Genomic DNA, 12,784 nt, shown 5'->3' with positions numbered 1-12,784 from the left:
TTTCCGCGCTCCGGCCTCCCACGATCCGGGGGAGCCGCCACCTATCGCCCGGGAAGGGTGATGCCCGGCCGCCGCCGGCTCGGCACAGTGGCGGGGAAAGGGGCGTTGCCATGGGCCACTACGTGATCCGGGTGCAGGGCACGTTGTCACACGAGCTGACCGACGCGTTTCCCGCACTGGCAGTGGACTCCGAGCCGGTGCAGACCGTGCTGCACGGAGACCTGGCCGACCAGGCTGCGCTGGCCGGCATCCTGAACCACCTCGACATGCTCGGGGTCACTATCGTGGAGGTTCTGCAGATTCCGCCGTGCGGCCCGGCCGCGTGAGCCGCGTCGCGAGCAGAGCCGCACCGGCCACGATCAGGCCGATCACGAAGATCACCACCAGCGTGGTCCGCAGGGACCGGGTCACGATGTCGAACACCGCGGTCGCGGTCACCGGTGTGATGCCGGCCGGCAACCGGTCCAAATAAAGCTGCCGCCCGACCACCAGCAGGATGCCCAGCACCACCATCGAGGCAGCCACGCCGAAACCGGCGCCCATGAGCGTACGGCGACGGCGTACGGCGACGCACAGCCCCAGCACGAGCAACCCGCCCGCCACGAAGGGCAGCACCGCACCGTACTTGTCCAGCAGGCGATAGGCGCGCTGGGCCCGGGGCAGGTCCGGCGAGGAGAACAGGTCGAAGCTCTGGTGGACGTCTGGGATCCGCTCCGCTGCGGTGAATCCCGACGCGATCAGGCGCTCTCTGGCCGCCGCGACGAACGGGCCGAGGTCGATGCTGACCGTGTCGCCGTTGATGCCAACCGCGCTGCGGCCGGTGAGGATGTTGACCAGCTGTCCGTGCGCCGCCTGGTTGGCGCTGCGCCAGAGGCTTTGGAACGTGTCGCTCTCGACCAGTTGGCCGACTTGGCCGCGGACGACACCGCGAGCACTGCTCGCGATCCGTTCCGGCAGGTTGCGCAGGATCACGTCGGTGACCCGGTCGGCGACGGCGTTCCGGACGTCGGTGTCGGCTGCCAGTGGAGCGACGTTGTCGACGTACCGGCCGGTGTTCGTCACCTGCGTCCGCGCCCACGCGGCCGTCACGGCGACCGGCGTCAGGATGCACCCGGCAACGATCAGGACGATCGCGACCACGGTCCTGACCCTGTGTGTGTCCTCCATGCACAGCCTCCGGCGTCACCAGGAGCCTGACTGACCGGAGCGCCGGTTTCCTCCTCCAGATCGGGTGAGCAGACCTGCCCGGCGCGGTTTTACGCTGCAACTGAACCCCACTGCGAGAGGTGTCACCGTGACCCAGGGACAGCCGACCGTCTTCCGGCAGGTGCGCGTTCTGGACGTACGTCGCGGCAGCGTCGGCGACCCGGTGCAGGTCGTGGTCACCGACGGCGTGATCGACGAGATCTCCGCAGCGGCCGAGGCGCCGCCCGGCGCGCACGTCGTCTCCGGGGACGGGCGGACGCTGATCCCGGGGCTGATCGATGCGCACTGGCACTCGCTGTTCGCCGCGGTACCGCTGATGACCGCGATGATGGGCGACGTCGGGTACCTGCACATCGTCGCCGCCGCGACCGCGCGGGAGACGCTGCTCCGCGGCTTCACCACGGTTCGCGACGCCGGTGGCCCGTCGCTCGGGCTGAAGCAGGCGATCGACGCCGGCCTGGTGCCCGGGCCGCGGATCTATCCGTCCGGCGCGATGATCTCGCAGACCGGTGGGCACGGCGACTTCCGGACCCGGCACGAGGTGCCGCGCGGGCGTACCGGGCATCTGAGTCATGCCGAACTGGTGGGCGCGGTCCGGATCGCCGACGGCGTCAGCGCGGTGTTCGAGGCCGCGCGGGAGCAGCTGATGCTCGGCGCCTCACAGCTGAAGCTGATGGCGGGTGGTGGTGTCGCTTCGCCGTACGATCCGCTGGACGTCACGCAGTACACCGAGGAGGAACTCCACGCGGCTGTCGAGGCTGCGGCGAACTGGGGTACGTACGTGATGGTGCACGCCTACACGCCGCGTGCCGTCCAGCAGTCCGTCCGCGCCGGGGTCAGGTGCATCGAGCACGGACAGCTGCTCGACGACGAGACCGCTGCATTGATGGCGGAGAACGGCGTCTGGTGGTCGCTGCAACCGTTCCTGGACGACGATGACTCGCCGCCTGTCCCGCCGGCGAACCAGTCGAAGTTCGACCAGATGGTGCGCGGGACCGACACGGCGTACGAGCTGGCTCGCAAGCACGACGTCCGGCTGGCGTGGGGCACGGACACGTTGTTCGATCCGGGGCTGGCCGCCAAGCAGGGCAAGCAGCTCGCGAAGATGACGCGCTGGTTCACGCCGGCCGAGGTGCTGACGATGGCGACCGTCACGAACGCCGAGCTGCTCGCCCTGTCCGGCGAGCGGAATCCCTACCCCGGCGTTCTCGGTGTCGTCGAGGAGGGCGCGCTTGCCGACCTGATCCTCGTCAACGGCAACCCGCTGGACGACATCCAGCTGCTGGCCAGCCCGGAGACCGCGTTCGCACTGATCATGAAGCAGGGCGCGATCGCGAAGGACATCACCTAGGCCAGAGCTGCGGCTGGATGGCCGGGTCGGTGTAGTCGGGGTCCGGGGTACGGCGGACGAGGACGTCGTTCGTGTGTCCGGAGCCGGGGCGCCAGCGGTTGTCCGACGGCTGCAGGTGGATCGCCAGCGACCGCCGTGGCGCCGTACTCAGATTGGCCGAGCTGCCGTGCACCGTCCGGCAGTGGTGGAAACTGACCTGTCCCCGCTGCATCCGCGGCACGACGGGAGTTGGGTCGAAGCCCTGCTCGACGATCGACGCCTCCAGCCCGGCCGCGTCCTGCGAGAAGAAGTCCAGCCCGGTCACCGACCAGCGATGGCTGCCGGGCATGAAGCCGACCGCACCGTTCACCTCGTCGACGTCGTGGAAGCCGACCCACGCGGTGAGCATGTTGTCCGACGTACACGACTGCCAGTACTGCCGGTCCGTGTGCCAGCCGACCTTCGCCGCGGACCCGCCGGGCGGCTTGTAGAGCAGCTGGTCGTGCCACAACCGGATCCCGTCCGCGCCGGACAGCGCAGCTGCGGTCGCCCCGATCGCCGGATGCCGGACCAGCGCGGCCAGCTCGTCGACCCGCAGCGACGAGTAGTCGTTCTTCCGCAGGACGTCGCCGTGCTCAGGCTGCCAGCCCCTCGTCCCTGGTACGTCGGGCAGCACGTGGTCGTGATCGCCCGCGTAGAACCGTTCCATCCCGCGCTCGGCCGCGTCCAGTACGTCGGACGGCACGATCACCGGCGAGATCCAGTAGCCGTGCTCGCGGAAGAAGGCAATGTCGTCAGCGTCCATGCCGTTCACGATAGGAAGTCGCGCGGGTTCTGGGCGTTGCCGATGTTCAGCCGGTTGGACACAATCTTCAGATGGCTGTCTTTCGCCCCGACGGGCTGCGCGCCGGCTTCCACGCGGACCGGTTCGACCCGGTCAGCGGTTTGGTGCACGCGGGCGAGCAGTGGGTGCCCGAGCAGTTCCTGATCGCGCCGCACGAGCACCCGGTCTGGGAGATCTACCTGCAGCAGCACGGCACCACGCATTGGGTCGCGGACGGCGAGAGCTACGTCCTGCATCCGGGCGATCTGTTCGCCGTACCGCCCGATGTCACGCATCACCTCGCGGGACGGTCCGGCAACCATCACTTCTACTTCGCGGCGGTGGACCTGGACGTGGTTGCCCTGCGTCATCCCGGTCTGGCCAGGCCGTCGACGGTCGTCCACCGGGAGGCCGGGGACGTCGCGTACGCCTTCGCGCAACTGGTACGGGAGTTGACGACGCGGTACGAGTACGCCGGCACCGGCCTGACGCTCGCCGTGGATCATCTGGTGCTCGCGTTCTCCCGGTCGCTGGCGCCGACTGCGGCGCCGCAGCTCGCGATGCATCCCGCCGTACGGACGGTGAAACGGCTGCTCGACCAGGAGTTCCACGAACGCTGGACGTTGCGGGACCTGGCGGATCGGGCCGGCCTCGCACCGGCGTACCTGGCCGAGCTCTTCGCCGCCGAGCTCGGCCAGCCACCGCACCGGTACCTCAACGAGCGCCGCATCGAGCGCGCCCGGCAGCTCCTCGAGTCCAGCGACGTGACGATCACCGCGCTCGCGCTGAGCCTCGGCTTCAGCTCCAGTCAGCACTTCGCGCGGGTCTTCCGGCAGCTCACCGGCAGTACGCCGACGGCGGTCAGATCGTCACGAGCGCCGTGACGCCGAGCGCGATCCCGACCAGATAGGTGCCCATGGCACCGATATCGCGGAGCGGACCGTGGGACGCCATGGTCTTGGACCGGAGCATGCCCAGTGCGTGGGTGCAGCGGACGAAGACGGCGGCGATCGCGAGGACGTCGACCAGCCGGCTGTCGGACAGCGCCGAGCAGACCAGCAGCAGCACGATCATCGTCGGGATGTACTCGGCCGCGTTCCCGTGCGCGCGGACCGCGATCAGCAACGGGTCGGCCGGATCGGTCGGCAGCTGGTTGCCCGCGCCGCGGAGCGCGCGGTTGCGCGTGACGTTGGCGCCGAGCACGAACAGCAGGATGCCGAGCAAGGCGATACAGACAACGGTGATGGTGCTCATAGCAGTGCTCCCTCGAACAAATAGCTCACGATGGTCTGGCTGAGGTGGGTCCCGAGCAGGGAATCGGTCTTGTGCATGCCGCCGGGACAGGTGACGTTGACCTCGATCAGCCGGCCGTCGATCACGTCGGCTCCGGCGATGACGAGGCCGTGGGCGCGGAGCTCCGGCCCGAGTACGGCGGCGATCGTGCGGTCGTGCTCGTCGACGTCAGCCGGGGCGACCGGCGGTCCGATCCGGAAGTCGTCCGCGGCCGGCCGCCGGAGGACGGCACCGACGATCTTGCCGTCGAGCAGGAACAGCCGCTTGTTGCCCTCCGCAACGGACGGCAGATAGTCCTGGGCGATCACCTGCCGGCGCCCGCCGTGCGTCGCCGACTCCAGCAGTGCGAGCGCCGACCGGTCGTTGCGCACCAGCCAGACACCACGTCCCGCGAAACCGTCGACCGGCTTCACGACGGCGATCCCGACCCGCGCCACGAACGCCCGCAGGGCTTGCGGATCGGCACCGACGTACGTCGCCGGGCAGAGCTCCGGGTGATGCGGGCCGATCAGCTTCTCGTGCATCGCCCGGATCCCTTCGGGCCGGTTGATCACGCGGGTGCCGGCCCGTTCGACGAGGTCGAGCAGGTACGTCGTGTGCAGGTAGCGCGCGTCGACCGGCGGATCGATCCGCAGGTGGACGATCCCGAGCGACGCGACATCGACGGCCGCGGTGCCGAGCTCGTCCCACCAGTCCGCGTCGACGATCCATCGGTGATCGCCGCCGGGCGTACGCGATCGGAGCCGGATCCTTCGCGCGTTCGCGCACACCCGGCCGTCGACGACCGCGAGTTGCTCCGGTTCGCAGCACCAGACGTCGAGGCCGAGATCCTGCGTCGCGCACATCAGGCCGATGGTCGCGTCGATGTCCCCGAGCAGCCCGGCGAGTGGATCGGTGACGAACAGTACGCCACTCATGCCGCCACCTCCTGCTCCAGGACGCCGGCGGCTGCCGCACGCCAAAGCCCTTCTGCACAAGGCGTTCTGCGCAGGACATCGCGCCGGTGGACGTCGTCGTACATGAGCCGCCTGAGTACGTCGACCGCACGCTGCACCGTCCTTGGTGGCAGTGCGTCGAGGAAGCGGACCTCGAGGTATGTGCCGCGCGGCCGGACCGGTGGGAACAACGTGCTGAGGTGCCCGGCCGGGCCCTCGACGAAGGCCGTGGCGCCGGCGGCGAAGACCGTGTACGACGCGACCGGGTCGTCGCCGCGCAGCAGGCTCTCGTCGAACGCAGTACGCGCCGGATCCACCGCGAGCCAGGTCGCCAGCCGCTCGCTGCGGTTGAACCGCGCCGCGAGGTACGGCCCGACGGCGTTGAGCACGCGCCACTGTTCGAGGCCTGCCTGGCCCGGCCACCAGTCCAGGCAGAGCTGCGTCGACGCGGTCCGGCGCATCATCCGTCGTCCGGCCGGTCCGATGTGGTCGAAGTGCCGCTGCATCGCCACGTACCGCGGCGAGGTCAGTTGCAGCGGTACGTCGGCGCGCGGGTCGACCGGGATCGGCCGCAAGGTGATCCCGCCCAGCAGGCGACGTACGACAGCTGTCATGGCGCGCAGCTCCCGCACCGGTTCGAGCGATGGCGGCAGGCTCAGCTCCAGTTGACCGCCAGGCTCGAAGGTGACGTACGGCGCCGCGCTCGATCCTGCGATCGCCCGCCGTACGTCCTCGATCGGCACCACGCTGCCGTCGGCCGCGGCGACGACGTACTCCTGCTCGATCGCAACCCGCATCGACCGGCCGCGGCCCCGCGCGAACAGCCCGGCCACCACCGGGTCCAGCTCCCTGGCCTCCATCGGCCCTCCCTGATACCGTAAGGATTCCTGTCAAAATATTGGAAGGTATCCTTACGACATGTCAAGGGCTCAGCCGCGACGACTGGATCGCAAGCCGCTGATCGCGCTCGTCGACCGTGCCAATCGGGCGCTCCAGTCGGACATGGTCCGGCGTGCACAGGCCGACGGGCACACCGAGGTGAAGATGGCCCACAATGCGGTGTTCGGCACGCTGCACGCGGGGGGCGCGCGGGCCGCGGACATGGCTGCGCGCGCTGGGATCACCCGGCAGTCGATGGGCGAGGTGATCCGGGACATGGTCGGGCTCGATCTGCTCGAGATGCGGTCCGATCCGAACGACGGGCGCGCGAAGGTGGTCGACTACAGCGAGCACGGTCTGGCGGTGGCCGGCGACGGCTTCCGGTATCTGACCGAGCTGGATCGCCGGCTCGAGCAGGAGTTCGGCGAGCAGGAGTACGCCGTCGTACGCGACGTGCTCGACAGACTTGTCGGCGTCCTCGACCGGTTTGCGGCCGAAGCCGATCAGGCCTCGTCTTCAGCAGGTGGCAGCGTCGGGTAGTCGCCGATGGGGTAGAGCCCGACGGTGAAGCCGTACGTCGTGCCGCCGGCGCGGGGGAGCTGGTCGAAGGTGTGGATCAGCTCGTCGACCCGCTGCCAGAACTCGGCCGCGCGCTCGTCCGGGATCCGGGCGTGCCGGATGAACGACCGCATCTGCCCCGCGTCGTACGCCGCCTTGGACTCCTGTGCCGCGACCTCGAAGTCGTTGAAGTCGTGCGGGAGCTGCCCGTCCGCGCCCTGGCGGCCGAGTCCGACAAAGAACATTCGCGCCGCGCGCCCGTAGAACCGTTCCTCGATCGCCCGTACCCGCCGTGTCCGGACCACGCGCAGAATACCTGCGTCGGCGAGCACCTTCACGTGATGCGCGACCGTACTCTTCGGTCGGCCGACCGCGGTGGCCAGCTCGGTCACGGTCGCCGCCCGCTCGTGCAGGAGCCCGAGGATCGTGGTCCGCAACGGGTCGCTGATCGCCCGCACCTGCTCGGCGGTGGTCAGCTCGACGGTGTCCGCGAGCTCGTAATCGGGGACCGGTCTCTTGTCTGGCATGGTTCGAATAGACTAACATCGCGGATTGTTCGAGATATTTGGATCATTGGAGCTGATGATGGCCGAGGTCGTGCTGTACCACCACTCGCAGGGGCTGACGGACGGGGTGAAGGCGTTCGCCGACGAGCTCCGGCAGGCGGGTCACACCGTCCACACGCCGGATCTCTACGAAGGCAACACGTACGCGACCCTCGACGAGGGGATGGACTACGCCCGGGCGACCGGCTTCGGCGCGATCGCGGAGCGCGGGGTCGCGGCCGCGCAGAGCCTGCCGGCGAACGTCGTGTACGCCGGGTTCTCGCTCGGCGTGGTGCCTGCGCAGCAACTCGCGCAGACCCGTCCAGGTGCGGTCGGCGGGTTGTTCTACTACTCGTGCCTGCCGGCCGAGGAGTTCGGCGCCTGGCCGGACGGCCTGCGGGCGCAGGTGCACGGCATGGACGAGGACCCGTTCTTCGCCGAGGAAGGCGGCGACCTGGACGCTGCCAAAGCCCTGACGGCCGCAGCCGACTCGGTAGAGCTCTTCCTCTACCCCGGCAAGGAGCACCTCTTCGCCGACTCCTCCCTACCCGGCTACGACCCCGCAGCCGCCAAACTCCTGATGGACCGCACCCTCGCCTTCCTCGCCTAGCCACCGGGTAGCGGGTTGTTTCACGGCTGGCCTGCTGCAACCCGCCATCCAGCAAACAACCCGCTAGCCGGCTACTGCTTCCGCCTTGGCGGGCTGAGTCGCGGCGGCTGGGCGGCGGGTGGGGATGAAGGAGGCTATGGCCAGGGCGGTCAGGGCGGCGCCGGCGCCGATTAGTAGGACTGCTCGGAAGCCATTCTGCGAAGGCAGGGTGTAGCTGCCTAGGCTGATCGTCAGGTTCGCCAGGATCACGCCGGCGACCGCGCTCGACACCGAGGTGCCGATCGACCGCATCAACGTGTTGAAGCTGTTCGCAGCCGCAGTCTCCGAGACCGGTACGGCGGACATGATCAGTGCCGGCATCGCACCGTACGCAAGGCCGATGCCGGTGCCGATCAGCAGCGACACGATGACGAGCTGCCAGACCTCGCTCATCAGTACGCTGCCCACGCCGTACCCGGCCGCCACCACGAGCGCGCCGAGCATCAGCGTGACCTTCGGCCCGCGGGTCTTCGAGATCTTCGCCGAGAACGGGGCGGCGACGAGCATGATCAGGCCCGACGGACCCATCACCAGGCCGGACGCGAGCATCGACTGCCCGAGTCCGAAACCCGTTGCCTTGGGCATCTGCAGCAGCTGCGGCAGGACCAGCGACATCGCGAACATCGCGAACCCGAACACCATCGACGCCAGGTTGGTCAGCAGCACCTGCGGGCGGACAGTCGTGCGGAGATCGACGAGCGGCTCGTGGGTGCGGTGTTCCCACCAGCCCCAGGCGAGCAGTGCAACGACGGCCAGCGCGAACAGGCCGAGCGTCCGGCCGCCCGTCCAGCCCCAGCTCGCGCCCTGGGAGATTGCCAGCAGCAACGAGATCAGGCCGACCGACAAGCCGAGCCCGCCGGGCAGGTCGAACCGTCCACCGGAACGCACTGAGGACTCCGGTACGTAGCGCAGCACCAGCCCGAACACGATCACGCCGAGCGTGGCCGACACCCAGAACAGCGTGTGCCAGTTGAAGTTCTCGGCGAGCACCGCGGCCGCGGGCAGGCCGAGCGCGCCGCCGACGCCGAGCGACGCACTCATCTGCGCGACCGCCGAACCGACCTTCTCGGACGGCAGTTCGTCGCGCATGATGCTGATGCCCAGCGGGATCACGCCGGAGGCCAGGCCCTGCAGCGCGCGGCCGGCGATCATCGGCACCAGCGAGCTGCTCAGCGCCGCGACGACCGAGCCGGCCACCAGCATCCCGATGCTGATCAGCAGCATCCGGCGCTTGCCGTACATGTCGCCGAGGCGGCCCATGATCGGGGTCGCGACCGCCGCCGCGAGCAGGGTGGCGGTGATCGCCCAGGCGGTCCCGGACGCCGAGGCGTGCAGCAGCCGCGGCAGTTCGGGGATCAGCGGGATCACCAGGGTCTGCATCAGCGCGACCGTGATCCCGGCCGAGGCGAGCACCGGAACCACGGTCCCGGTGCGCACGGATGAGGACATCAGCAGCCTCCTGAGGCTGGAAAGATAGTTGGTTTCTGCAACCAAAAGCCTAAGTCAGGCAGTTGACTTAAACAAGTCGCCGAGGCAAGCTGGGAGAACAACCACACGGAGGTAATGGCCTGTGACTGACAGTGAGCAGCTCGTCCAGTACCCGATCCCGCCCGTCGATGCGATCGAACCGCCGCCCGAGTGGGAGCAGCTCCGGCAGCAGTGCCCGGTGGCGCACGTTCAGCTGCCGAGCGGCGATCAGGCGGCGCTGCTCACCCGGTACGACGACGTCCGGCAGGTTTTGTCCGACGCACGCTTCACGCGGACCGCGGAAGGCTCGGCGCGGGTGTCGCCCGAGGGGACCGGCGTGTTCGACCGGCGACGTCCCGGCGTACCGCAGTCCGGCGACGGGCATCAGCGCTGGCGGCGGATGATCACCAAGTGGTTCACGGCGAAGCGGATGGCAGCGCTGCGGCCGTCGATCGAGGCGATGGCCGACCAGCTCGTCGACGGGATGGTGGCGGGTGGTCAGCCGGCTGATCTGAAGGCGGCGCTCGGGTTTCCGTTGCCGGTGTGGGTGATCTGCGAGCTGCTCGGCGTACCGGCATCGGATCGCGAGCGGTTCTCGTACTGGTCCGACACGTTCCTGAACCTCAGCCGCTACACGGCCGCGGACATGGAGGCCGCGCACAGCGAGTTCGCGGCGTACCTGACCGGGCACATCGAGGCCAAGCGCGCCGAGCCGGGGACCGACCTGTTGAGCGACCTGATCACCGGCACCGACTCCGCGGGCGAGAAGCTCAGCGACGCGGCGCTCGTGTCGACCGGGATGGGTCTGCTGATCGCGGGACACGAGACCACGACCAACATGATCGGCAAGATGCTGGCGATGCTGCTCGCCGACCGGGCGCGCTGGGAGCGGCTCGTCGCCGACCCCGGGCTCGTCAGGACAGCGGTCGAGGAGGCCTTGCGGTACGACGCGAACGCCGGGTTCGGCATGATCCGGTACGTGTCGGAGGAGCTCGAGCTGTCCGAGGGCGTACTGCCCGCGGGGACGACCGCGGTGTGCAGCATGGCGTCGGCGAACCGGGACGAGCGGATCTTCGCGGACGCCGCCGACATGGACCTGACCCGGAGCCCGAACGTGCACCTGGCGTTCGGCGCCGGGCCGCACTCCTGCATCGGGCAGTCGCTCGCGCGGACCGAGCTGCAGGTCGTACTGGAAGTGTTGTTGCGTCGGTTGCCGACGTTGGCGCTGGCGGTGCCGTCGGCGGAGCTGCCACTGGTCGAAGGGCTGCTCGTGGGCGGGCTGCGGGAGGTAAGGGTGATCTGGTGATGATGGCGAAAGAGGTCCGGGCGGCCCGGGTGAACGCGACCCGGGAGCTGATCCTGGCCACGGCGGAGCGGATGTTCGCCGAGCGTGGTGTGCACGAGGTGTCGAACCGGCAGATCAGCGAGGCGGCCGGCCAGGGCAACAACGCCGCGGTCGGGTACCACTTCGGGACCAAGACCGATCTGGTCCGGGCGATCGTCCGCAAGCACGCGGAACCGGTCGAGGAGCGGCGCCGTGAGCTGCTCGCGGAGCTCGGCGCGGAGCCGACGGTACGGGACTGGGTGACGATCCTGGTGCGGTCGGCGACCGACCACATGGGCAGCCTCGGTACGCCGAGCTGGCTGGCGCGGTTCAGTGCGCAGCTGATGAACGACCCGTCGCTGCGCGAGATCCAGCTCCAGGAGTCGCGGAGCTCACCGTCGCTGACCCGGGTCGTGGACGGTCTGGCCGAGCATCTCGCGGACCTGCCGCCGGCGGTGCGGATCGAGCGCGGCGACATGGCACGGCATCTGATCATCCAGATGACGGCCGAGTTCGAGCTCGCGCTCGCGGAGGGCCGGCCGACCGCGCGGGCGACCTGGGAGGAGATGACCGGCGGGCTGATCGACGGCATCGTCGGGCTGCTGACCGCACCGGTGACTTCGTGAGTGTCTTGGTGGTGGGCGCATCGGCGGCGGGGCTGACGACGGTGGAGGCCCTGCGGCGTAAGGGTTGCCGGGATTCGATCACGGTGCTCGGCGCCGAATGGCATCCGCCGTACGACCGGCCGCCGTTGTCGAAGCAGTTCCTGTACGGCGATTGGGACGAGGACCGTACGCGGTTGCGGCCCGAGGCGATGTTGTCGCCGCTGGAGGCGGAGTTCGTACTGGGCGATCCTGCGGTGGCGCTGGACGGTAGGACGGTCGAGACCGCTTCCGGACGGCGCTTGACCGCCGACACGCTGGTGATCGCCACCGGCCTCACGCCGCGCCGACTCCCCGGCCCGGACCTCGAGGGCGTACACGTCCTCCGAACCCTCGACGACGCCGCCGCCTTACGCACGTCACTGGATGCCCTAGGCACTGTTGGGCGGGTTGTGGTGGTGGGGGATGGGGTGCTGGGGGCTGAGGTTGCTGCGACTGCGCGCAAGCTCGGCCTCGCTGTCACGCTCGCTGGTCCGCAAGCCTCGCTGCTCCAAGCCCAGCTCGGTCCTGCCGTCGGAGCATTGCTGGGCGAACTGCACGCCGCTGAGGGCGTAGACCTTCGGCTGGGTACGGCGGTTGCCGGACTCACGGACGCCGACGGTCGCGTGAGCGGCGTACGGCTGGCTGACGGCGAGGTCCTGCCGGCGGATGTGGTGGTTGTCGCTTTGGGCGCAGTACCGGCGACCGACTGGCTGGAAAGCAGTGGGCTGACCATCGACAACGGCATCGTCTGCGACGAGTACTGCCGGGCGGCCGACGGGATCTACGCCGCGGGCGATGTCGCGCGCTGGCAGTACGGGGAATCCCTTGTCCGGTTGGAGAATCGGACCAACGCGACCGAGCAGGCCCTCTGCGTCGCCGCGAACATCCTCGGCGAACAACAGCCGTACCGGCCGGTCCCGTACTTCTGGACGGACCAGTACAGCACCAGGATCCAGGTCCACGGAACACCTTCCGGCGACCTGGTGGTTGCCGAGGGCAACCTCGACGGCCGGTTCGTCGCGCACTACCGCGAGGGCGGCCGGATCGTCGGCGTCCTCGGCTGGAACGCACCGAAACAGACCCGTGTGCATCGGCAGCACCTGCTGCACACGTAAGACCTCTCTGGGGAAG

The 12,784-nt window shown here is 69.3% G+C and carries 15 protein-coding genes; 8 read left to right on the top strand and 7 right to left on the bottom strand.

Annotation, left to right across the window (positions count from 1 at the left end; genetic code table 11):
* Positions 1–110 precede the first annotated feature (110 nt).
* Positions 111–326 (top strand): hypothetical protein, encoded by a 216-nt coding sequence (locus tag ACGFI6_RS06085; protein ID WP_393115564.1) that lies wholly within the window; start codon positions 111–113, stop codon positions 324–326.
* On the opposite strand, the gene ACGFI6_RS06080 is transcribed toward ACGFI6_RS06085, so the two are convergent.
* The gene (locus tag ACGFI6_RS06080) at positions 280–1,167 is read right to left on the bottom strand and encodes a hypothetical protein (protein ID WP_393115563.1); all 888 of its coding nucleotides are present in this window, start codon (positions 1,165–1,167) and stop codon (positions 280–282) included. The genes ACGFI6_RS06085 and ACGFI6_RS06080 overlap by 47 nt on opposite strands.
* A 127-nt stretch (positions 1,168–1,294) precedes the next feature.
* Here ACGFI6_RS06080 and ACGFI6_RS06075 point away from each other — a divergent pair, with 127 nt between their 5' ends.
* Entirely contained in the window at positions 1,295–2,557 is a 1,263-nt protein-coding gene (locus ACGFI6_RS06075; RefSeq protein WP_393115562.1) for an amidohydrolase family protein, read from the top strand.
* Here the strand turns inward: ACGFI6_RS06075 and ACGFI6_RS06070 are convergent.
* Positions 2,550–3,341 (bottom strand): phytanoyl-CoA dioxygenase family protein, encoded by a 792-nt coding sequence (locus ACGFI6_RS06070; RefSeq protein WP_393115561.1) that lies wholly within the window; start codon positions 3,339–3,341, stop codon positions 2,550–2,552. The two genes, ACGFI6_RS06075 and ACGFI6_RS06070, sit on opposite strands and share 8 nt — an antisense overlap.
* A 71-nt stretch (positions 3,342–3,412) precedes the next feature.
* Here ACGFI6_RS06070 and ACGFI6_RS06065 point away from each other — a divergent pair, with 71 nt between their 5' ends.
* Positions 3,413–4,243 (top strand): helix-turn-helix domain-containing protein, encoded by an 831-nt coding sequence (locus ACGFI6_RS06065; protein ID WP_393115560.1) that lies wholly within the window; start codon positions 3,413–3,415, stop codon positions 4,241–4,243.
* Here ACGFI6_RS06065 and ACGFI6_RS06060 read toward each other — a convergent pair.
* The 3 genes from ACGFI6_RS06060 to ACGFI6_RS06050 are packed head-to-tail and all read right to left on the bottom strand — an operon-like array spanning position 4,221 to position 6,447.
* Complete coding sequence (locus ACGFI6_RS06060) at positions 4,221–4,613, bottom strand: MAPEG family protein (RefSeq protein WP_393115559.1); 393 nt, start codon at positions 4,611–4,613, stop codon at positions 4,221–4,223. The two genes, ACGFI6_RS06065 and ACGFI6_RS06060, sit on opposite strands and share 23 nt — an antisense overlap.
* Positions 4,610–5,569, bottom strand: coding sequence for a hypothetical protein (locus ACGFI6_RS06055; protein WP_393115558.1), 960 nt, complete (start codon positions 5,567–5,569; stop codon positions 4,610–4,612). Before ACGFI6_RS06055 ends, ACGFI6_RS06060 begins: the two co-directional genes overlap by 4 nt.
* Positions 5,566–6,447 carry a glutamate-cysteine ligase family protein gene (locus ACGFI6_RS06050; protein WP_393115557.1) on the bottom strand — a complete coding sequence of 294 codons (882 nt, stop codon included), beginning with the start codon at positions 6,445–6,447 and terminating at the stop codon, positions 5,566–5,568. Before ACGFI6_RS06050 ends, ACGFI6_RS06055 begins: the two co-directional genes overlap by 4 nt.
* Positions 6,448–6,505: 58 nt before the next feature.
* On the opposite strand from ACGFI6_RS06050, the gene ACGFI6_RS06045 reads away from it, so the two are divergent.
* On the top strand, positions 6,506–7,006 hold the full coding sequence (locus ACGFI6_RS06045) for a hypothetical protein (protein ID WP_393115556.1): 501 nt from the start codon (positions 6,506–6,508) through the stop codon (positions 7,004–7,006).
* Here ACGFI6_RS06045 and ACGFI6_RS06040 read toward each other — a convergent pair.
* A complete protein-coding gene (locus ACGFI6_RS06040) occupies positions 6,970–7,551 on the bottom strand; it encodes an ArsR/SmtB family transcription factor (protein WP_393115555.1) in 582 nt (193 codons plus the stop codon). The genes ACGFI6_RS06045 and ACGFI6_RS06040 overlap by 37 nt on opposite strands.
* A gap of 25 nt (positions 7,552–7,576) precedes the next feature.
* Here ACGFI6_RS06040 and ACGFI6_RS06035 point away from each other — a divergent pair, with 25 nt between their 5' ends.
* Entirely contained in the window at positions 7,577–8,179 is a 603-nt protein-coding gene (locus ACGFI6_RS06035) for a dienelactone hydrolase family protein (protein WP_393115554.1), read from the top strand.
* Positions 8,180–8,242: 63 nt separating this feature from the next.
* Here ACGFI6_RS06035 and ACGFI6_RS06030 read toward each other — a convergent pair whose 3' ends face one another.
* A complete protein-coding gene (locus ACGFI6_RS06030) occupies positions 8,243–9,667 on the bottom strand; it encodes an MFS transporter (protein ID WP_393115553.1) in 1,425 nt (474 codons plus the stop codon).
* Positions 9,668–9,788: 121 nt separating this feature from the next.
* Here ACGFI6_RS06030 and ACGFI6_RS06025 point away from each other — a divergent pair, with 121 nt between their 5' ends.
* From ACGFI6_RS06025 to ACGFI6_RS06015, 3 genes are read left to right on the top strand one after another with little or no spacing between them, the layout of a single operon-like run.
* Positions 9,789–10,991 (top strand): cytochrome P450, encoded by a 1,203-nt coding sequence (locus ACGFI6_RS06025; protein WP_393115552.1) that lies wholly within the window; start codon positions 9,789–9,791, stop codon positions 10,989–10,991.
* Positions 10,991–11,635, top strand: a complete 645-nt coding sequence (locus ACGFI6_RS06020; RefSeq protein ID WP_393115757.1) for a TetR/AcrR family transcriptional regulator — start codon at positions 10,991–10,993, stop codon at positions 11,633–11,635. The genes ACGFI6_RS06025 and ACGFI6_RS06020 overlap by 1 nt, the downstream gene beginning before the upstream one ends.
* Complete coding sequence (locus ACGFI6_RS06015) at positions 11,632–12,768, top strand: NAD(P)/FAD-dependent oxidoreductase (protein ID WP_393115551.1); 1,137 nt, start codon at positions 11,632–11,634, stop codon at positions 12,766–12,768. Before ACGFI6_RS06020 ends, ACGFI6_RS06015 begins: the two co-directional genes overlap by 4 nt.
* Positions 12,769–12,784: the final 16 nt, after the last annotated feature.

Origin of the sequence: Kribbella sp. NPDC048928, assembly GCF_043197975.1 — a bacterium.
Lineage (GTDB): Bacteria > Actinomycetota > Actinomycetes > Propionibacteriales > Kribbellaceae > Kribbella.
The sequence above is the reverse complement of the archived record's forward strand: the minus strand, read 5'-3'. Positions and strand labels throughout refer to the sequence as shown.